This is a genomic window from Streptomyces sp. NBC_01445, assembly GCF_035918235.1.
Lineage (GTDB): Bacteria > Actinomycetota > Actinomycetes > Streptomycetales > Streptomycetaceae > Streptomyces.
Genome location: NZ_CP109485.1, coordinates 5712996 through 5731395 on the forward strand (window position 1 = coordinate 5712996; position 18400 = coordinate 5731395).

General features: G+C 70.3%; 20 protein-coding genes and 1 riboswitch. Of the genes, 9 read left to right on the forward strand and 11 right to left on the reverse strand.

The window, feature by feature from the left end; translation table 11 throughout:
- Nucleotides 1–17: 17 nt before the first annotated feature.
- The 3 genes from OG574_RS26125 to OG574_RS26135 form a co-directional block, all read right to left on the reverse strand.
- A complete protein-coding gene (locus OG574_RS26125; protein ID WP_326775173.1) occupies nt 18–1424 on the reverse strand; it encodes an alpha,alpha-trehalose-phosphate synthase (UDP-forming) in 1407 nt (468 codons plus the stop codon).
- Between the two features lie 110 nt (nt 1425–1534).
- Nucleotides 1535–3643, reverse strand: coding sequence for a DUF7927 domain-containing protein (locus OG574_RS26130; RefSeq protein ID WP_326775174.1), 2109 nt, complete (start codon nt 3641–3643; stop codon nt 1535–1537).
- Between the two features lie 37 nt (nt 3644–3680).
- Complete coding sequence (locus OG574_RS26135) at nt 3681–4628, reverse strand: glucosyl-3-phosphoglycerate synthase (RefSeq protein WP_326775175.1); 948 nt, start codon at nt 4626–4628, stop codon at nt 3681–3683.
- A 230-nt stretch (nt 4629–4858) separates the two neighbouring features.
- Nucleotides 4859–4990, forward strand: a riboswitch (SAM riboswitch).
- Between OG574_RS26135 and thrC the strand changes: the two genes are divergently transcribed.
- The 5 genes from thrC to OG574_RS26160 all read left to right on the forward strand — a co-directional run bounded on the left by thrC (nt 4984) and on the right by OG574_RS26160 (nt 10094).
- On the forward strand, nt 4984–6294 hold the full coding sequence (gene thrC / locus OG574_RS26140; RefSeq protein ID WP_100595709.1) for a threonine synthase: 1311 nt from the start codon (nt 4984–4986) through the stop codon (nt 6292–6294). Its footprint overlaps the riboswitch before it by 7 nt.
- A gap of 59 nt (nt 6295–6353) precedes the next feature.
- Entirely contained in the window at nt 6354–6629 is a 276-nt protein-coding gene (locus OG574_RS26145) for a MoaD/ThiS family protein (RefSeq protein WP_100595710.1), read from the forward strand.
- 451 nt (nt 6630–7080) lie between these two features.
- Entirely contained in the window at nt 7081–7284 is a 204-nt protein-coding gene (locus OG574_RS26150; protein WP_005315736.1) for a cold-shock protein, read from the forward strand.
- A 319-nt stretch (nt 7285–7603) separates the two neighbouring features.
- On the forward strand, nt 7604–9229 hold the full coding sequence (gene groL, locus OG574_RS26155; protein WP_100595711.1) for a chaperonin GroEL: 1626 nt from the start codon (nt 7604–7606) through the stop codon (nt 9227–9229).
- Between the two features lie 154 nt (nt 9230–9383).
- The gene (locus OG574_RS26160; RefSeq protein ID WP_326775176.1) at nt 9384–10094 is read left to right on the forward strand and encodes a DUF6215 domain-containing protein; all 711 of its coding nucleotides are present in this window, start codon (nt 9384–9386) and stop codon (nt 10092–10094) included.
- 127 nt (nt 10095–10221) lie between these two features.
- Here OG574_RS26160 and OG574_RS26165 read toward each other — a convergent pair whose 3' ends face one another.
- Both OG574_RS26165 and OG574_RS26170 read right to left on the reverse strand, forming a co-directional pair.
- Entirely contained in the window at nt 10222–10518 is a 297-nt protein-coding gene (locus tag OG574_RS26165) for a hypothetical protein (protein ID WP_326775177.1), read from the reverse strand.
- A gap of 59 nt (nt 10519–10577) precedes the next feature.
- Nucleotides 10578–11390 (reverse strand): hypothetical protein, encoded by an 813-nt coding sequence (locus tag OG574_RS26170; protein ID WP_326775178.1) that lies wholly within the window; start codon nt 11388–11390, stop codon nt 10578–10580.
- Between the two features lie 121 nt (nt 11391–11511).
- Between OG574_RS26170 and OG574_RS26175 the strand changes: the two genes are divergently transcribed.
- A complete protein-coding gene (locus tag OG574_RS26175) occupies nt 11512–11805 on the forward strand; it encodes a hypothetical protein (protein WP_326775179.1) in 294 nt (97 codons plus the stop codon).
- 149 nt (nt 11806–11954) lie between these two features.
- Here the strand turns inward: OG574_RS26175 and OG574_RS26180 are convergent, their stop codons facing one another.
- Nucleotides 11955–12164, reverse strand: a complete 210-nt coding sequence (locus tag OG574_RS26180; RefSeq protein ID WP_326775180.1) for a DUF397 domain-containing protein — start codon at nt 12162–12164, stop codon at nt 11955–11957.
- Complete coding sequence (locus tag OG574_RS26185) at nt 12139–12984, reverse strand: helix-turn-helix domain-containing protein (protein ID WP_326775181.1); 846 nt, start codon at nt 12982–12984, stop codon at nt 12139–12141. Before OG574_RS26185 ends, OG574_RS26180 begins: the two co-directional genes overlap by 26 nt.
- A gap of 82 nt (nt 12985–13066) precedes the next feature.
- On the opposite strand from OG574_RS26185, the gene OG574_RS26190 reads away from it, so the two are divergent.
- Both OG574_RS26190 and OG574_RS26195 read left to right on the forward strand, forming a co-directional pair.
- Nucleotides 13067–13318 (forward strand): hypothetical protein, encoded by a 252-nt coding sequence (locus tag OG574_RS26190; RefSeq protein WP_326775182.1) that lies wholly within the window; start codon nt 13067–13069, stop codon nt 13316–13318.
- Complete coding sequence (locus tag OG574_RS26195; protein ID WP_326778852.1) at nt 13315–13518, forward strand: hypothetical protein; 204 nt, start codon at nt 13315–13317, stop codon at nt 13516–13518. Before OG574_RS26190 ends, OG574_RS26195 begins: the two co-directional genes overlap by 4 nt.
- Here OG574_RS26195 and OG574_RS26200 read toward each other — a convergent pair whose 3' ends face one another.
- Nucleotides 13519–14028 (reverse strand): MarR family winged helix-turn-helix transcriptional regulator, encoded by a 510-nt coding sequence (locus tag OG574_RS26200; protein WP_326775183.1) that lies wholly within the window; start codon nt 14026–14028, stop codon nt 13519–13521.
- A 161-nt stretch (nt 14029–14189) separates the two neighbouring features.
- Between OG574_RS26200 and OG574_RS26205 the strand changes: the two genes are divergently transcribed.
- Nucleotides 14190–14720 carry a YceI family protein gene (locus OG574_RS26205; protein WP_326775184.1) on the forward strand — a complete coding sequence of 177 codons (531 nt, stop codon included), beginning with the start codon at nt 14190–14192 and terminating at the stop codon, nt 14718–14720.
- Between the two features lie 47 nt (nt 14721–14767).
- Here OG574_RS26205 and OG574_RS26210 read toward each other — a convergent pair whose 3' ends face one another.
- The 3 genes from OG574_RS26210 to OG574_RS26220 form a co-directional block, all read right to left on the reverse strand.
- Complete coding sequence (locus tag OG574_RS26210; protein WP_326775185.1) at nt 14768–16270, reverse strand: PTS transporter subunit EIIC; 1503 nt, start codon at nt 16268–16270, stop codon at nt 14768–14770.
- 52 nt (nt 16271–16322) lie between these two features.
- Nucleotides 16323–17276 carry an N-acetylmuramic acid 6-phosphate etherase gene (murQ, locus tag OG574_RS26215; RefSeq protein ID WP_326775186.1) on the reverse strand — a complete coding sequence of 318 codons (954 nt, stop codon included), beginning with the start codon at nt 17274–17276 and terminating at the stop codon, nt 16323–16325.
- 76 nt (nt 17277–17352) lie between these two features.
- Nucleotides 17353–18273, reverse strand: coding sequence for a MurR/RpiR family transcriptional regulator (locus tag OG574_RS26220; RefSeq protein ID WP_326775187.1), 921 nt, complete (start codon nt 18271–18273; stop codon nt 17353–17355).
- Between the last annotated feature and the right edge of the window lie 127 nt (nt 18274–18400).

Below are 18400 nucleotides of genomic sequence, written 5' to 3' on the forward strand. Positions count from 1 at the left end.
AGCGCGTTCAGCAGGCCCTAGCCCCCCAGCCCCCGCAGCGCGTTCAGCTGGTCGAGGAACCACTGGGCGGGCGGCAGTGCGGTCGCGGCGGCGGCGAGCCGCTTCGCGCGCTCGCCGCGCTCCCCGCTGCCCATGACCAGCCCCGCGTGCAGTGCCTCGGCCGTCGCCGACACGTCGTACGGGTTCACCACGAGCGCGTCCTCGCCCAGTTCCTCGTACGCCCCCGCCTCCCGCGACAGGACCAGCGCGCACCCCTCGTCGGAGACGACCGGGACCTCCTTGGCGACGAGGTTCATGCCGTCCCTGATCGGGTTGACCAGCGCCACGTCGGCCAGCCGGTACGCGGCCAGGGAGCGCGCGAAGTCGTCCTTCACATGGAGTACGACCGGGGTCCAACTCTCCGTACCGAAGCGGGAGTTGATCTCCTCGGCGACCCGGGACACCTCGTCGGTGTACTCCCGGTAGACCGCCAGGTCCTGCCGTGACGGGTAGGCGAAGGCGACGTGCACGACCCGCTCGCGCCACTCGGGGTGCTCATCGAGGAGGAGCCGGTACGCGCGCAGGCCGCGCACGATGTTCTTCGACAGCTCCGTGCGGTCCACGCGGACGATCACCTTGCGGTCCGGGTCGCCGATCTGCTCCCGCAGCGCGGCCAGCCGCTCCTCGACGTCGGGGCGCCGCGACCGCTCCCGCAGGAAGTCCGCGTCCGCGCCGAGCCCGTGCACCCCGATCTCCGTACCGAACGTGCCGCCCACCACGGCCTCGCAGCACGCCGTGAACGTGTCCGCCCAGCGCCGCGTCAGGAACCCCAGCCGGTCCGCGCCCAGCATCCCCCGCAGCAGCTGCCCCGCGATGTCGTCCGGCAGCATCCGGAAGTAGTCGACCGGCGCCCACGGGGTGTGCGAGAAGTGCCCGATGCGCAGGTCGTCGCGCAGCTCGCGCAGCATCCCCGGCACGAGCGCCAGGTGGTAGTCCTGCACGATGACCGCCGCGCCCGGCCCGGCCTCCGCGGCCAGCGCCTCGGCGAACGCCCGGTTGTAGGCCTCGTACGACGCCCACCGCGCACGGAACTCGGGCCCGAAGACCGGCTCAAGAGGCGTCTGGTACAGCATGTGGTGGACGAACCAGAGGACCGAGTTCGCGATGCCGTTGTACGCGTCGGCGTACACCTCGGGGTCGATGTCGAGCATCCGCACCCCCGGCTCTCCGACGCCGCGCCGTACCGCCTCGCGGTCACCCGCGCCGAGGGCCGCGCACACCCACACCGCGCTCGCGCCGTCCGGGTCCTGCCCGATCGCGGAGAGCCCGGAGACGAGCCCGCCCCCGCCGCGCCGCGCGTCGAGCGTCCCGTCGGCCCCGAGCTCGTACGAGACAGGACCGCGGTTGGACGCGACGAGGATCTGTGCACCCTGCGTGGAAGCCATACGGGCAAACGTAGCCCGGCCCGTAAACGCTCAAACGTACGGCCGGACTCCGTGGGAGCCCGGCCGTATACGATCCGCCGTTCGTCTGTCCTGACACCTACCCCTGCGCGTCAGTCACGCCGGCTGCGCGCCGCTGCCACCGCGAGGACGCCGAGCCCCCACAGGGCCGCCGCGAGACCGCCGTACAGGAGCGTGTGCGAGTCGCCCGTCGTGGCCAGCTCCGAGCCGTCCACAGGCCGGTGCGGCCCGTGCGACTCCCCGGGCGGGCCCGGGCGGCCCTGCTGTCGCCTGGCCGTGATGACCGACGTGCACGGGTCGCCCTCGCCGCGCGGGCCCTTCGGGCAGTTGGTGCGCGGCACGTCCGACGTCACGGTGATCACGGTGGTCCCGCCCGTCGTGCAGGACGCCTTCACACGTTGCGAGATGACTACCTTGCCGTGGGTGGCGACGTCACCCTTCCAGACGTAGACGGACCCCCGCTTCGTGATGGTCCCGGTGGACGCGACCGGGGCCGAGCCCGCCGTCACGGGCCACTCGACGGCGGCGCCGGTGCGGTTCCTGGCCGAGAAGTCGGCGATCGTGATGGTGTTCCCGGTCTCCTCGCAGGGCGGCACGACGGGCCGCTCCGGCACGTTCGTGATGAGCAGGGCGGGCGGCGCCGGGGGCTGCGGCTTCTCGATCTCGGGGGCGGTCCCGCAGCTCGGGTCGGTGCTGCCGGCCCCGCAGTTGGAGAGCGGTGACTGCACCTCGACGCCGCCCGGCAGCCTCCCGTCGCCACGGACCGGGTCGTGGACCTTCACCGAGTACGTGATGGTGGCGGTCTTCCCGGCCGGGATGTCGCCGGTGTAGCCGATCCTCGGCGCGGTGTACGAGACGTGGCCGAGGTCCGTGCGCACGTCGCCGTTGTACGTCGCGTCGTCGAGGTTGCCGGTCAGGTCGTCGCTGAACTCGGCGTTCGGGTAGTCGAGCGAGCTGATGTTCTTCGCCTTCACCGTGTAGGTGATGGTGTCGCCGGGGCGCACCGCCTTCGGGCTCGCCGTCCTGGTGACCTCCAGGTCGGGGACCGGGACGGACAGGGCGAGCGCCGAGGGGACGTAGGCGTCGCCCTTGGTGGTGAACGTCAGCTGGGTGGAGGTGGCGCCCGGCGGGACGGCCCCGTCGGGGAGCTCGAACTCCTTCGCGTCGATGCTCAGGTTGTTGACCGTCTTCGGAGAGACGGCGCCGTCGTCCTGGCTGATGAAGAAGTTGTTGGTGTTGCCGGTGTGAGCTTCGGTGACGTTCTTGCCGTCGACCAGGAACCGGTCGCCCGGCATGTTCCAGTCGCTCTCGTACGCGGTGACGCCCGCCCGCACCTTGCCGTCGCCCGCGCGGTGGAAGCCGCTCACGCCGATCGTGGTCGCGGGCGAGACGGGGCGCTGGAGGACATGCCCGCCGTAGACGTACACGGTGCGCCGGCCCGGGGCGTACATGGAGTTCGGCGCGTCGTACTTGTAGACGACGGTCATCGACCAGCCGGCCGCGCAGCCCTTGCCGTTGGGTGCCCAGATGCCGCCGACCGCGACGGGGACGGGCGCGCCGGTGCCGGTGACGCCGGCGAACAGGCTCGTGACGTCGGCCTCGCCCGTGTAGTAGTGCGGGCCGTCGGCGGCCGCCGGGTCCCGGACCAGGTACTCGGTGGAGACGCTCGCCGCGGCCCTGCCGTTCACGGCGACCACGGGCAGGGCGGCGAGCGGGGCGCTCGGCGAGGGCTCCACATCGGCGCCGGAGATGTCGCACCGCGCGAGCTCCGCGCCGCTCGGGCCCTTGTACGTGCCGTCGTTGCCGCCGTAGAACAGGCGGGCGTACGCCACTTTCGCCCCCGGTGGGATCGTCACCCGGCCGGTGCTCGAGCCGTAACCGCCCGTCGTACCGGCCGTGTTGACGCGCTGCATCACGAACGCGTTGTTGCTGTCGCTGCCCCGGCCGCCGGCGGCGACCGCGCAACGGGCCGCCAGGTCGGCCGGCGCGGCCGGACAGCCCATGACGGTGTTGCCGATGGTCACGAAGTCCCCGTACAGCGCTTCGTCGTAGCGCTTGGTGAACGGGGTGACCACGTCGGCCGAGGCGGGGGTCGCGGCGCCGAGCGCCGTCAGCGCGGTGGCCGTGGCGACGAGCGCCCCGGCGGTGCGGGTCGCGGCTGCGCGCAGCCGTCGCCCACCCGAAACTTGTCTGAGCCACATAAAGGGCAATGTAGGCAAAACATACGATTGCCCCCGGCTACGCCACGCGGCGCTCCGCGTACTCGGTGATTTCGGTCATCGGGGGGCGTTCCTCGGTGTCCACGTCGTGCGTGCGCGGCTCGAATCCCTGTTCCCCGCGCTCGAACTGGGTGAGCACGGGACGTACGAGGTGCCCGCGCGCGAGCCGCAGCTGTGCGGTGCGGTAGATCGCCGCCGCCATTCGCCCGAGCGCCTGCCCGTCCTGGTGCCGGTGCTTGCGCACGCCGACGTCGACCTGCCCGAGCGCGTCCAGGCCCACCGTGTGCAGCGCGTCGACGAGGAGGCCCAGCTCAACCCCGTAACCGACCGGGAACGGCAGGCGCTCGAGGAGCGACCGGCGGGCCGCGTACTCGCCGCCGAGCGGCTGCACGAACCCCGCAAGGAGCGGCCAGTGCAGATTCAGGAGCGGGCGCGCCACCAGCTCCGTGACCCGGCCGCCCTGACCCGCGGCGGACCCGAGCGGACGGTCGTACATCGCCTTCACGAAGTCCACGCCGGGATCCGTGAGCAGCGGGCCCACGATCCCCGAGACGAAGTCCGCGGAGAACTCCTTCAGGTCCGCGTCCACGAAACAGACGATGTCGCCGCTGGTGACGAGCAGCGAGCGCCACAGCACCTCGCCCTTGCCGGGCACGGCCGGGATCCTCGGCAGGATCGTGTCCCGGTGCACGACCCGCGCCCCGGCGGCCCGCGCGACCTCGGCCGTGCGGTCCGTCGAACCCGAGTCGATCACCACCAGCTCGTCGACCAGGGGCACCCGCTCCGTCATCAGGGCGCGCCGGATCTCGGCGACGATCTCGCCGACTGTCTCCTCCTCGTTCAGCGCGGGCAGCACCACGCTCACCGAGGTGCCCGCGGCGCGCTTCGCGGCGATCAGCTGAGGGAGCGGGCGGTCGGTCACCGACCAGGAACGCCTGCTCAGCCAGCGCTCTACTTCTTCCAGCACAGTGCGCGGCTCCTCACCTGTCGGATCACTGTCGGATCACTGTCGGATCTCTCGGTTCTATCGGTTCTGCCGAACCCGCTGGGTCACGCACTGTGATCCATCTCGCGGTTCGGACGACTATCTCAAGCGTCCAGGCCTTCGGTTACAGTCTTGAACAACGCCGGTGACCATCGCATGTCGGGGTCGCCGCCGCGCTTGAGTGATCAAGCGCCAGCTCAACAACCGAATAGCGCTCATCCAGAGGGACAGAGGGATACGGCCCGTTGAAGTCCCGGCAACCCTCCCGCCGACCTTGCCGAGGTCCAGGTGGGGAAGGTGCCAATTCCGTCTCGTGGCGAGATGCGCCGCGAGGAAGATGAGGAGAAAGGGCCTCGCCATCATGGCTGCGCAGACTGTCGCCACCACCACTTCCGTTGATCTCGGACCCGCCTCGGCGCTTTCCTGCCGCGAGTGCGGCACCAGCTTCCCGCTCGGACCGATCTTCGCCTGTGCCGAGTGTTTCGGGCCGCTCGAAGTCTCCTACGACCTGCCGACGGGCGACCCCGAGTCGCTGCGCAAGGAGATCGAGGCCGGACCCGCCAACATCTGGCGCTACGCCCCTCTCCTGCCCGTCCCGGCCGACGTCGCCGAGAAGCCGAACCTGAACCCCGGCTGGACCAAGCTCGTCAAGGCGGACAACCTCGCCCGTGAACTCGGCGTCGAGCAGGGCAAGTTGTTCGTCAAGGACGACTCCGGCAACCCCACGCACTCCTTCAAGGACCGCGTCGTCGCCCAGGCCATCGAGGCCGCCCGCGCCTTCGGCTTCACCACCCTGTCCTGCTCCTCCACCGGCAACCTCGCCGGCGCCGTCGGCGCCGCCGCGGCCCGCGCCGGCTTCCGCTCCTGCGTGTTCATCCCGCACGACCTGGAGCAGGGCAAGGTCGTCATGGCCGCGGTCTACGGCGGCGAACTCGTCGGCATCGAGGGCAACTACGACGACGTCAACCGCTTCTGCTCCGAGCTCATCGGCGACCCGCTCGGCGAGGGCTGGGGCTTCGTCAACGTCAACCTGCGCCCGTACTACGGCGAGGGTTCCAAGACCCTGGCGTACGAGATCTGCGAGCAGCTCGGCTGGCGGCTCCCGGACCAGCTGGTCATCCCGATCGCGTCCGGCTCCCAGTTCACGAAGATCGACAAGGGTCTCCAGGAGCTGATCAAGCTCGGCCTCGTCGAGGACAAGCCGTACAAGCTCTTCGGCGCCCAGGCCGAGGGCTGCTCGCCGGTCTCCGTCGCCTACAAGGGCGGTCACGACGTCGTGCGGCCCCAGAAGCCGAACACGATCGCCAAGTCGCTCGCCATCGGCAACCCGGCCGACGGCCCGTACGTCCTCGACATCGCCCGCCGCACCGGCGGCGCCGTGGAGGACGTCAACGACGAGCAGGTCGTCGAGGCGATCAAGCTCCTCGCACAGACCGAGGGCATCTTCGCGGAGACCGCGGGCGGTGTGACGGTCGGCGTGACGAAGAAGCTGATCGAGGCCGGCCTGATCGACCCGGCGCTCACCACCGTCGTCCTCAACACCGGCGACGGCCTCAAGACCCTCGACGCGGTCGCCGAGACGTCCCAGGCGACCGCCACCATCCGCCCGAGCCTGGACGCGTTCCGCGACGCGGGCCTCGCCCACTGAAGACCCCGCGAAGACCCGCGAACCCTCGCGACACCCGCACGGAAAGGCTGCAGCCCGACATGAGCGTCAACGTCCGCATCCCCACCATCCTGCGCACCTACACCGGCGGCAAGGCCGAGGTCGCCGCCGAGGGCGCCACCCTCTCCGAGGTCATCGCCGACCTGGAGAAGAACCACACGGGCATCGCGGCCCGCGTCCTGGACGACCAGGGCAAGCTGCGCCGCTTCGTCAACGTGTACGTCAACGACGACGACGTGCGCTTCGAGCAGGGCCTCGAGACGGCGACGCCGGCGGGCGCGGGCGTCTCGATCATCCCGGCCGTCGCCGGAGGCTGACCGTCGAGCACAGTGCCGGCGGCTGATCGCCCGGCCCGACGAGGCCACACAGAGTTACCTGAATTGCCCCCTCCGCGAGAGAAGCGGAGGGGGCAATTCTGCAGGGTTGAGCGCGGTAGAGTTGGGAACCGCGCTTCGCGCTTGTGCCGAGCGCATATACGAAGTCGGCCCCGGTCCGACAAGAAGCAGCCAAAGTGCCCAGCCCTTATCGGGTGTTCGTGGCATTTGTCGGGCCCGAGTTGCCCCGGAATCCAATGGCTCCGCCGCTTTTTACCGCTCTGCCGTGCCCAGATTTCTCGTCCGATTGACCTGTTGCAGACGGCAGTTGGGCAGATACATTCAGCCGCGGTCGACGCGTTCCGGCGCACACCCCCAACCAATGGGGGGTGAGGTCTGACCCGGGTCCGCGAAGTGCGGGCCTGTGCAAGGGCCAGTAATAGGGGAGTTAGTCATGGCTCAGGGCACCGTCAAGTGGTTCAACGCGGAGAAGGGGTACGGCTTCATCGCGGTCGACGGTGGTGCGGATGTATTCGTCCACTACAGCGCCATCCAGATGGACGGATACCGCACCCTTGAAGAGGGTCAGCGAGTCGAATTCGAGATCTCGCAGGGCCAGAAGGGTCCGCAGGCGGACATGGTCAAGCTCGCCGTCTGATCTCGGCGCGATCGGCCACCGACACACTCACGCCGAGAGGCCCGTATCCCGCGAGGGGTACGGGCCTCTCGTGCGTGTGCGGGCGGCCCGCGCGCGCCGCCCGCGGCGACCGCGCGTCTGCCGGAGGCGCTTGCACTCTCCTAGGTCGAGTGCTAATCATTGCGTTAGCACTCTGAAGGTGAGAGTGACAGAACTTGGATCGGGTCGGTGAGGCTCGCAGGCCGGGTGGGGCAAGGAACCACACGGCACGCAGGCCGTCCGTCGCGGGCACCAGCACGGTCCGTTTGCGTTTCCACCCCGTCCGGGAGGACCACTTCACATGGCCAAGATCATCGCGTTCGACGAGGAGGCACGGCGCGGCCTCGAGCGCGGCATGAACCAGCTCGCCGACGCCGTCAAGGTGACCCTGGGCCCCAAGGGTCGCAACGTCGTCCTCGAGAAGAAGTGGGGCGCCCCCACGATCACCAACGATGGTGTGTCCATCGCCAAGGAGATCGAGCTCGAGGACCCGTACGAGAAGATCGGCGCCGAGCTGGTCAAGGAGGTCGCGAAGAAGACGGACGACGTCGCCGGTGACGGCACGACGACCGCGACCGTCCTCGCCCAGGCGCTCGTCAAGGAAGGCCTGCGCAACGTCGCGGCCGGCGCCAACCCGATGGCCCTCAAGCGTGGCATCGAGAAGGCCGTCGAGGCCGTCTCCGCCGCCCTGCTCGAGCAGGCCAAGGATGTCGAGACCAAGGAGCAGATCGCTTCCACGGCCTCCATCTCCGCCGCCGACACCCAGATCGGCGAGCTCATCGCCGAGGCGATGGACAAGGTCGGCAAGGAAGGCGTCATCACCGTCGAGGAGTCGCAGACCTTCGGGCTCGAGCTTGAGCTCACCGAGGGCATGCGCTTCGACAAGGGCTACATCTCGGCGTACTTCGCCACCGACATGGAGCGCATGGAGTCGTCGCTCGACGACCCGTACATCCTGATCGTCAACTCGAAGATCGGCAACGTGAAGGACCTCCTTCCGCTGCTCGAGAAGGTCATGCAGTCCGGCAAGCCGCTGCTGATCATCGCCGAGGACGTCGAGGGCGAGGCCCTGTCGACCCTGGTCGTCAACAAGATCCGTGGCACCTTCAAGTCCGTCGCCGTCAAGGCCCCGGGCTTCGGTGACCGCCGCAAGGCCATGCTCGGCGACATCGCCATCCTCACCGGTGGCACCGTCATCTCCGAGGAGGTCGGCCTCAAGCTGGAGAACGCCGGTCTCGACCTGCTCGGCCGCGCCCGCAAGGTCGTCATCACCAAGGACGAGACGACGATCGTCGACGGCGCCGGTGACAGCGACCAGGTCCAGGGCCGCGTCAACCAGATCCGTGCCGAGATCGAGAACTCGGACAGCGACTACGACCGCGAGAAGCTGCAGGAGCGCCTGGCGAAGCTCGCCGGCGGTGTTGCGGTCATCAAGGCCGGTGCCGCGACCGAGGTCGAGCTCAAGGAGCGCAAGCACCGCATCGAGGACGCCGTTCGCAACGCGAAGGCGGCCGTCGAGGAGGGCATCGTCGCCGGTGGCGGCGTGGCCCTGCTCCAGGCCTCCGCGGTCTTCGAGAAGCTCGAGCTCGACGGTGACGAGGCGACCGGCGCCAACGCCGTGAAGCTCGCGCTGGAGGCCCCGCTCAAGCAGATCGCCGTCAACGGTGGTCTCGAGGGTGGCGTCGTCGTGGAGAAGGTCCGCAACCTTCCCATCGGCCACGGCCTGAACGCCGCGACCGGTGAGTACGTCGACATGATCGCCGAGGGCATCCTCGACCCGGCGAAGGTCACGCGCTCTGCCCTGCAGAACGCCGCGTCCATCGCCGCGCTGTTCCTCACCACCGAGGCCGTCATCGCCGACAAGCCGGAGAAGGCCGCCGCGGGCGGCGCTCCGGGCGGCATGCCGGGCGGTGACATGGACTTCTGAGCCTGACGGTTCAGCCTGTCCTTTCCGAGGGCGGCACTCCTCTTCACGAGGGGTGCCGCCCTCGGGCGTTCCCCGGTCGGTTTTCCTTGTCCGCCCGGTGATCACGGGTTAAGGTCCCCGGGCATATGTCAGGGGATCGGGGCGGGTGGGGGACATGACCGACAGTGACGACGTGCCCAAGAAGGGCATGAACGCGTGGGGACAGGCGATATCGGCCGTGGCGCTGGTGGCCGCGCTCGCCATCGGGTTCTGGGCGATCGCGAAGACGGACGCCGAGAGCAGCGCTGAGCCGAAGCCGGCGACCTGCTCGGGCGGGGAGGCCGAGAAGGGCGCGAAGGCCGGTGAGGCGGCGGGGCAGGTCTCCGGCGCCCAACTGTGCGGAGTACTCAACCGGCGGGACCTCGCCGAACTGCTCGGCACACCGACGGAGATCGCGAAGTCCGCGTCGGGCAGCGCGAGTTCGATCAAGACGGCCGGTGGACGCGAGATCTCCACGCCCTCGGCGCGGGTCGAGTTCGAGACGTACACCGTGACGCTGGAGGGCACCTACGACGGCCATCCGGTCGCCGACACCGCCGGCCTCTTCGGGGACACGCAGAAGCGGCGGACGTTCCTGGGCCACCGGGCGGTCCTCTACTCGGACCGCACCATCAGCATCAGGTTCCGCCTCGACGGCAGCGACTCGAGCAGCGCTCCCGGGGTCCCGGCCCGTGTTCTGTCCGTGGCGCAGGACGCGAAGGACAAGGGGGGCTCCTTCGAGCTGTCGCTGTGGCGCTCGGACGGCGCGGTGCCGGACGACACGATGCTGTTCCAGGTCGCCGAGAAGGTGCTGCCGAGGATCCCGGGGTGGGCGGCCGCCGAGTGACGGCCCGCGCACGGTGAGCTTCGGTCGGTGCAGGTCGGTGCAGGTCGGTGCAGGTCGGTGCAGGTCGGTGCAGGTCGGCGTGTGCGTGCCAGGCCCCGCGACCGGGACACGATCCGACTGACAGGCCCTAGAAGTGCGGGACCGGCGATTCCTCGTAGCTGGTCCAGGCTTCGCGGCCGGCCTGGACCGCGCTCTGGGCGGCGGTCTGCGCCTGGTGGAGGGTCCGGGAGGCCATCTCGCCGGGTGGCACCTCCCAGCTGCTGGTCCAGGTACGGCCCGCGCGGACCAGTTCGAACACGAGCAGGCCGACACCGGCCGCTCCGATCAGCATCCCGGCGCCGGTCAGCGCGGCGCCGGTGGTCAGCCGCCCCTGATCGGGACGGAACTCGGTCCAGGAGATCTTCGAGAACGTGCTCTCAGCCATGAATTCAGGATGCGGGACGGCGGGGCGGGTCGCATGCGGAGAGAGTGTCCGCAGGCCGATCAGCCCAGCATGGGGCCGTCGAACCCGGGCACGGGGGAGGTCTGCCCGGCATCGGGAACCGCCACCCGGACCGGCTTGCCGTGCTGCGACAGCGACAGCGTGACGGTCATGCGGACCCCGCCCAGGTTCAGGTCCGTCCGGGCGCGGACGATGCGGCCCTTGCCGTCGATCCAGGCGTCGGCGAACACCGGCAGGTCGCTGCCGAGGTAGTCCCTGGCCTCCTCGGCCTTGTCGCGGATCTTGGAGGTCGTGCGCAGGGTCAGGGTGGAGTGCCCGAGGGTGCCGCGGTAGTGCGTGGCGGGGGTCTTGTCGAGGGTCTCGGTGCCGCTCTCGGTGACCTGACGCATCGCGGAGATCTGCTCGAGGACGTACTCGGGGTCGTTGAGCGGGGCGCGCAGCATGGCGTGCGCCTTCGCCGCCGAGCGGGAGGTCGAGCCCCAGCCGTCCATGGCGAGATCGCCGGTGCCGCGTACGTAGACCGTGTCGTCGGCGAAGACCTCGTCGATCCTGCCCGTGGGGCCCCCGGGCATCCGAACCGAGAGTGCGCCGCGGTCGGCGTCCAGGTCGAAGCCGCCGGTGATGTCGATCCGGTAGGTCTGCCCCTGGCCGTCGGAGATCTTGACGTTCTGCCGGGTGTGCGCGGAGGTGGCACGGGTGGCCTTGACCGCGGCGCGCACGGCGTCGGCCGGGGCGGTCTTCGCGGCCGTGCTCTTCGCGGCGGAGCCGTCCCCGGCGTCGTCGTGCGAGGCGCAGCCCGCGCACAGGGCGGCGACGGTCACGAGGGCAGCGGTGAAGGGCAAGGGGGCGCGCATGGATGCTCCGGCGTCGGTCGTGCGGCCGAAGGATGTGTGCGGCCTGTGAAGGTGATTGCGGCTTGAACGATATCGCGGGGCATCGGGGCTCGCGGACGGTGCTCCGGGGTGACCTGACGCGGTGCCGTTCGTTGCGCCGGGCATGACGATGAACATGCCCGTGCGGGCTCTGGTGACAGGGGTGTTGGCGGCTTCGGCGGTGGCGGGGGTGTTCGCCCCGGGCGCGTACGCCGCCGATCCGGAGCCGCCGCACCAGACGGTGATCATGTCGAACGAGGAGGCGGAGGCGGCCGGCCTGGTGTCGCCCGGGTTCGCACCAGCCCCGTGCTACGAGCCCGGGGTCTACTACTTCGGGAGCCCTGCGCCGCCGGCACCGTCCGGATACGCACCCGGCTGGTGCGGCCTGCGGCTCTGACCCGCCCGTCGCGGGCGGGGTGTCAGCGGGCCAAGTCCCTTCCCGGGAGTGTCCGGCTTCGCCAACTCGCAGGGAGGGGAGCTGGGTTGAAACCTGCCTCCCCCTCCTTGAAAGCAGGGCTCGGGGCTGAGGCTTCGGGCGGGGTCCGGTCAGCGTCGGCGCAGGTCGTCGATGAACGCGGTCCAGGCCTCCGCCCGGAGCACGAGCTTCGGGCCGTCGGGGTTCTTGGAGTCGCGGACGGGGACCAGTCCGGGGTGGTCGTGGGTGACTTCGAGGCAGTCGCCGCCGCTGCCGCCGCTGTACGAGGACTTGTACCAGGTGGCCGAGGTGACGTCAGGCTCCGGATGCGTGATCTTCATGCGTGTAATCCTCCGCCACTGCTGCGATCAGGGCCACTGATTGTCTCGGAGTGAGTGCATCGGACCTGAGCAGATCGTAGGACAGCTGGTGGCGGGCGACTGTTGCCCGATCATCGGTCAACTGCCCCATGCTGGAAGCCTCGACGAAGGAGAGCGGCGGTGCGTCCCTGAAGTACATGAGCTTGAGCGAGCCCTCCAAAGCGGCATGCGCCCCCGCAGAGAACGACACCACCTGAACGATCACTCGGCGCCTACGGATCAGCGCGGCGATGTGCCGCAGGGCCTCGGCCATCACCGCAGGTCCGCCGACTTCCCGGCGCAGGGCGGCCTCATCCAGAACTGCCCACAACAAGGGCTTTGTTGGATCGTCGAGAAGGCGGGTCCGTTCCATCCGGGCCGCCACCAGCTTGTCGATCGCCTCCTCCGGGGCCGTGGGCTGGTAGGCCAGGAAGACCGCGCGGGCGTATGCCGGGGTCTGGAGCAGGCCAGGGATCAGCAGCGACTCGTACTGCCTGATCTCGATCGCGATGGCCTCCGCCTCGGCCGCCTCCGCGAAGTGCTCGGGGTGCTTCGACTCGTTCGCCTTCACACCGTGCCGGACGAAGAACCCCGCCGTCCCCAGCGCCGCGTCCAGCCGTTCCGCCATGTCCGGCAGGATCCTGCGCGTGCCCGCCTCCATCTGGCCGACGTACGACCCGCTGACGAACAGCAGCTCGCCCAGGGCCTGTTGGGTCAGGCCCGCCCGCTCTCTCGCGTGGCGGAGTTCCTCGCCGACCATGACGCGGCGGGAGGCGGGGTCGAGGTCCTTCGGTCCGGTCACGTGCATCGACTCCCCGAGCAACAAAGGGATTGTTGGGCCGGTGGCTCTGGAAAGCCTAGAGCCGATCCCGTCACGCTGGGTGGTGGAAGCGGAACTTGGCGTGAAGGAGCGGGCGATGGTGGTGCGGGACGCGGAGCGGCTGCGGGTGGTCGAGGAGACCGTCGCGCAACTGCGGGCCGAACTCGGGGTGTTGGGCGTGCTGCTGCCGTCCCTGCGGGTCGACCCCGTGTCGGCGGCGGGGGAGGTCGGCTATCCGCTGGTGGACCTGGGGTGCGTGAACCTCGATACGGCGATGCGGCTGGTCGCCGTACTGCACGACAGGCGCGGCGCGTGAAGATCGGCGCGTACGTGATCGACGTACGGGACGGACGCGTCGGGCAGGTCATGGGGCGCGAGGGCGGTTACGTGCAGTTGCGGCCGCCCGGCGGCGGGCGCGAGTGGGACTGTCCGCCGGAGGCGGTGGAGCCGGCGCCCGTCGCGGAGGAGCTGCGGGCGCGGGTGCGGCTGGTGAACCGGGAGGGGCGACTGCCCTGATCAGTTACGCGCCTCTCCGGGCGCGGGGATGAGGCTGTGCAGTGCCTCCTGCTGGGCGGCGCCGACGAACTGGGCGATGGCGTCGGTGACCGTGGCGGCCAGGGCGGCCGAGGCCTGTCGCAGGAGGGTGCGGGCCTTGTCGGTGAGGGCGACCTCGACGCCGCGCTTGTCGCCGCAGGCCGAGGCGCGGGTGACGAGTCCGGCCCGCTGGAGCAGGGCCACCTGGTAGGTGAGGCGGGTCTTGGGGCGGCCGAGCAGGTCGGCGATGCGGGTCATGCGGACGCCGCCTTCCGTGGACTCGCCCTTCTCCTCCGCGAGCAGGCACAGGATGAGGAACTCGTCGTGGGAGACACCGAGTTGCTCCTTGACGACGGAGCGCAGCCGCTGTTCCACGCCGCCCGTGGCCGCGAGCAGCAGCATCCACGCGCGCAGCTCGGGCGGCAGCAGGCCGGCGCCCGCGCTCGGACAGCCGGACGGGCTCTCGTCGGGTTCTGCCGCGTCGTCGCTCATGGGGTCAGAGTTTACCGGTTGTCCAAATTTGCCCTATCGGTTGTGCAAATTTGGATCAGTGGCTAACGTGAGGTGCACGAGTGATCCAAATTTGGATTACCCAAGCTCAGTGATCCGTGCTCAGTGATCAGCAGCCGAGTGATCAGCAACCGGGAGAAGTCATGACCGTCGCCGTGGAAACGGGGCAGTGGCAGCTCGACGCCGACGCCTCCACCGTCGCGCTCAAGCACCGCACCATGTGGGGGCTCGTCACCGTCAAGGGCGCCTTCGGTGTCGTCGGCGGGGGCGGTGAGGTCCGGCCCGACGGGGCCGTCACCGGGGCCGTGACCCTGGACGCCGCCTCGCTCGACACCAAGAACGCCAAGCGCGACACCCATCTGCGCTCTGCGGACTTCTTCGACGTCGAGAAGCACCCGGAGATCACCTTCGAGGTGCGGGGCGTCGAGACCGGTGCGGACGCCGCGGCGCAGGTGGACGGTCAGCTGACCGTGCGCGGTGTCAGCAGGCCGGTGTCCGTACCGGTGCGGCTGACCCGGGAGGGCGCGGACGCGGTCACGCTGGCGGCCGAGTTCACCGTGGACCGGGCGGACTTCGACATGGGGTGGAACCAGCTGGGGATGCTGCGCGGGCTGACCGCCGTCGCCGGGTCGCTCCGTTTCACGCGAGTGCCGGGCGGCGTACAGGAAAGCTGAGAGCCGGGGCCCGTGCGGGCCCCGGCTCTCAGGGAGTGAGTGGCCGGTCAGACCTTCGCGGGTTCCTTCGGTGCCGTCGGTTCCGTCGTGCCCGCGGGGGCCGGGGACTCGCCCGCGGCGGCCGGGGAGTCCACGTTCAGATCCACCAGCATCTGCTTGCTGAAGCCGAAGAAGTACGTGGCCACGAAGCCCACGATGTAGCCGACCAGCAGGCCCGCGCCGTAGATCGCGACCGTCGTGCCGAGGCCCTTGTTGCCGTCGAGGAGGGGGAACAGGGCCCAGCCCGAGGGGCCGATCGCCGTCGAGCCGACCTTGTCGCCGATCATCGAGAAGAAGCCTACGAACGCGCCGCCCGCCGCGCCGCCCACGCACGCCGTGATGAACGGGCGGCCGAGGGGGAGCGAGACGCCGTAGATCAGGGGTTCGCCGACGCCGAGGAAGCCTGCGGGGAGCGCGGACTTGATCGTCGTACGGATCGACTTGTTGTGCTTGAGGCGCTTGAACACCGCGATCGCACAGCCGACCTGGCCCGCGCCCGCCATGGCCAGGACGGGGAGGAGGACGGTGTAGCCCTGCTGCTCGATGAGCGTGGTGTGGATGGGGATGAGGGCCTGGTGCAGGCCCAGCATGACCAGGGGGAGGAACAGCCCGCCGAGGATGAGGCCCGCGAAGGCGCCCGTGTTGTCGAGGAGCCAGTTCGCCGCGGTGCCGATGCCCGTGGAGATCTCACCCGCCACGAACATCAGGCCGAAGATCGTGACCAGGCCGGAGACCAGGACCGTGAGGGTGGGCGTGACCAGCACGTCCACGGCCTCCGGGACCCACTTCCTGCACCACTTCTCGATGTACGTCGCGAGAACCGCGGCGCCCAGCGCGCCCAGCACGCCGCCCTGCCCGGGCGACAGTTTCTGGCCGAACGCCTCGATGTTCGCGACGCCCGCGTACACGATGATCGCCGCGACCGCGCCGCCCAGGATCGGTGTACCGCCGAACTCCTTCGCCGCGTTGTAGCCGACGAACACCGCGATCAGCGCCATGAATCCGGAGGCGATGGCGGCCAGGGCGGGGGTGACGCCCGGCAGCCAGTGCAGGTTGATCAGCAGGCCGTTGATGCCGGCGATGATGCCGCAGCCGATCAGCGCGGGGATCAGTGGCACGAAGATGTTCGCGATCCGGCGCAGGAACAGCTTGAACGGGGTGGCGTTCTTCGCCTTACGGGCCGCCTTCAACTCGGCGCCCTGGGCGGCGAGTTCGTCAGCGGTCACCGCGTGCGGCTCCGGTGCGGCCGTCTTGCCGTCCTGCATCAGATCCTCGAACTCCGGGGTGACCCGGGCGACCTTTCCCGGTCCGAGGACGATCTGGTACGTCTCGTCGTCGACCACGCCCATGACGTCGGGCAGCGCCTTCAGCGCGTCGTCGTCGACGAGAGCACGGTCGGCGAGGCCGAGACGGAGCCGGGTCATGCAGTGGGCTACGGACGTGACGTTCGATGCGCCGCCGACGAGAGGAAGGATCGCGGCGGCGATGGCGCGGTTCTTGGAGTCAGCCATGGTCGTGGTGCCTTGCTGTGCGTGGGGGGTGGAGCGATACGGGACTGCGGGATTACGGGGTCGTGGCCGAGGCCTGGAGCGCGGCGCGCAGATGACCCTTGCTGTCGGACAGGAGACGGGCGGCCGTCGGGCCGTCGACCGAGCCGAGGATCACGAGGATGGCGTTCTTCACCTCCCCGTCCGTCGCGGCGAGCGCGGCCTCGATGGCGGCGTCGTCCGCGCCGGTGGCCAGGGCGACGATCCGGCGGGAGCGGGCCCGCAGCTTCTCGTTCGAGGCGCGTACGTCGACCATCAGGTTCCCGTACGTCTTGCCGAGCCGGATCATGGTGATCGTCGACAGCATGTTGAGGACGAGCTTCTGGGCCGTGCCCGCCTTCAACCGGGTGGAACCGGTGAGGAGCTCGGGGCCGACGACGACCTCGATGCCGTGGTCGGCGGCCGCCGCGAGCGCGCTGTCCGCGTTGCAGGACAGGCCGATCGTGAGGGCGCCCCGGCCGCGCGCGTGCTCGACCGCGCCGATCGCGTAAGGGGTGCGGCCCGAGGCCGAGATGCCCACCACGACGTCGTCCGCCGTCAGACCCAGCGCGTCCAGGTCCTCGGCCGCGAGCTCCTTGGAGTCCTCGGCGCCCTCGACCGCCTTGACCATGGCGCTCGGGCCGCCCGCGATCAGACCGACGACCTCGCTCGGGTCGGTGTTGAAGGTGGGCGGGCACTCGGACGCGTCCAGGACGCCGAGCCGGCCCGCCGTGCCGGCGCCCGCGTAGACGAGGCGGCCGCCGCGGGCCATCCGCTCGGCCGTGCCGTCGATCGCCGCGGCGATCTGCGGGAGCCGCTCGGCGACGGCGGTGGGGACGCTCGCGTCCTCGCCGTTCATGATCTGCGCGATCTCCACCGTCGACAGCTGGTCGATCTCGGAGAGTTCCGGGCGGAACGCCTCGGTGGTGAGCGTGGCGAGCTGGGCGCGCAGTTCGCTGTAGTTGTCGGCGGCGTCGGTCGTGGAGGTCATGACGTGTGCGGCTCTTTCCGGTGCGGCGGTGGGGTCCGGTGCTGCAGTGGATTCAGGGGGAGTGCGGGCGCGTCGCCTAGCGGGAGCCGCGCGGCGTGTGACGGTGTGCGAGCGCCTCGTACGAAGCGGACAGGGCGGGGGCCGCGGTCTCGTACGTACGCTGCGCGACGCCCACGAACAGGCAGTCCACGACGAGCAGCTGGCTCGTGCGGGACGACATAGCGGCCGGCCGCAGCTCGCTCTCGCGGGCCGTGGACGTGGTCAGTATGTGGTCGGCGTACTGCGAGACCGGGCCGTCGGGGCGGCCGGTGATCGCGATCGTGGCGGCCCCGTGCTCGAAGGCGACGCGGAGCGGCTCGATCACGTCGCCGGTCGATCCCGAGTGCGTGATCGCGATGGCGACGTCCTTGGCGCGCAGCTGTACGGCGTTGGTGATCGCCAGGTGCGTGTCGCCGTGGGCGTGGGCGATCAGGCCGATGCGCAGGAGCTTCTGGGCGAGGTCCTGGCCGACGAGGCTGGACGCGCCGATGCCGTAGATGTCGATGCGGCGGGCGCCCGCCAGCGCGTTCACGGCCGCGCCGAGCTGCACGGTGTCGAGTCCGGCCGCGGTGTCGGCGAGGGTCTGCTGCTCGTCGTACGCGAGCTTCGCGACGACGTCGGCGATGGGGTCGTCGACCGCTATGTCCGCGGTGACGGCGGGGGCGCGGCCCGACTGCTGCTGGGCGGCGAGCCCGGCGAGGGCGAGGCGCAGGTCCCGGTATCCGGGGTAGCCGAGGAGGCGGGCGGTACGGACCACCGTCGCCTCGCTGGTGCCGGTGAGCTCGGCCAGGCCGGTGACCGTGAGGGCCGCGCAGCCGGCCGGGTCACCGGCGACGGCCTCGGCGACCCGCTGCATGGAGCGGGTCATCGACGGCGCGAGGGTCCGCACCTTGGCCGCGAGGGCGGCCGGGGCGGGCGGCGCGTCGCCTCCGAAAATTTCCTTCACGTTGCTGGTCACCTTTGAAAGATATTTTCAGGGGGGTGCGGCGTCAAGAGTCCCTCGGCTGTGCCGTACGGCACGTCTTCCCGGGTCCTTCGGCCGTGCTGAGGGGTAGGTGGGCGCGTACGCCGAGGGAGCACAATGG